The sequence below is a fragment of the Paenibacillus silagei genome (assembly GCF_017874735.1).
In the GTDB taxonomy this organism is placed as follows: Bacteria; Bacillota; Bacilli; order Paenibacillales; family Paenibacillaceae; genus Paenibacillus_AQ; species Paenibacillus_AQ silagei.
In genome coordinates, this window is the sequence record NZ_JAGGLV010000052.1 from 1 (window position 1) to 1,246 (window position 1,246).

The 1,246-nt window shown below is 46.7% G+C and carries 1 protein-coding gene; it reads right to left on the reverse strand.

Annotated features, from left to right (window positions below; translation table 11 throughout):
* Positions 1-21 precede the first annotated feature (21 nt).
* Positions 22-1,152: an IS4 family transposase gene (locus J2Z70_RS33030; RefSeq protein ID WP_209880122.1), complete on the reverse strand. Its 1,131-nt coding sequence runs from the start codon at positions 1,150-1,152 to the stop codon at positions 22-24.
* Positions 1,153-1,246 lie beyond the last annotated feature (94 nt).

Sequence of the window (1,246 nt, forward strand, 5' to 3'; positions counted from 1 at the left end):
CAGGCGTGTTGATTACCCATATTATGGGATGACAAAAACACCTAAATGTTCTTTACGCCTGAGCTGATTAAGCTGAACCTGCCACTCCAGCGGAAGATTAAATATACGCCAGTACTGCATAAATTCCCAAAGAGTCAGCTTAGCAAAGACCGGTACCTTCGGATGAATTTCATCAAAAATGTATTTTAGAAGCACATACGCGGTAAGGGCCACAAACAATTGGCTATATACTGCATTTTCGGTGGTTCCAAATAGACAAGGGACATTCAGATGCTGTTTCACCCAGCGGAAAAAGACTTCAATCTCCCAGCGTGCTTTGTAAATTTCAGCAATCACATGAGCGGACTCTTTTCTCAAATCGGTCACAACCCTTACGACTTCACCCCGGTCATTTTCAAATTCAACGACGCGGTGGCGCTGGGCGGATTGGTGTTTCCCTTGACCGATATAACAGGTGATATCGCGTACAATTTTGCTATCTCCCTCCGCCGGTCGCTGAAGCTTTCGCGGCATCACCAAATGGAGATTGTCTTTCAAACGAATCACAAAGGACTGACCTTGCTGCACATATTGATCCAATCGACCGATTTTTCCATATGCCCGATCCTGGACTAGAAGGTAGTCCTTATCGGCCAAGACTTCTCCAAATGGAGCGTCATTGCGCCGGGCAATCGATTCGACCACCTTCACGGGTGAATGCTGTCCATGCGAGAAGGCCACATGCAGCTTGATACCTCCTCTGAATTTTTTATATGGAGCCCAAGACATACGGGAGTTTGCCGCCGTAACCGTCGTAGAGTCAATAAGCAGAAGATCTTTAGGCAGATTCAGGTGCCGCCGGGTTTGCCGGTTACATTTCTGGACGAGCATTTGAAACAAACGCTTGAAGATATCGTAAGGCACTTCACCAGCTTTGCCCGAAAGAGTGGAGTAATGAACCTTGGGCAAATCGTAGTTCGAGCCCACCCGAGCACTTTGACGAAAGCCATCCCATTTGTGGTAGCAGGCTTGGATAAAGTAGTCGAACAACACACCGACAGTCATTTTGATTCCTGTATCCTCGTAGTTCTCGGTTTGCCCAGTCACCATTTCGACTTCTTCCGGAGTTAATACTTGTTTGAACACGGCCAGGAATGGGGTATTATTATTCATGAGGTCGCCTCATTTCGGTTTGGTTTGGTCGTACTTACCATTACCCGAAATGGCGGCCTTTTTTGTCCCTTTTTTTGGGAAATCAACACGCTTA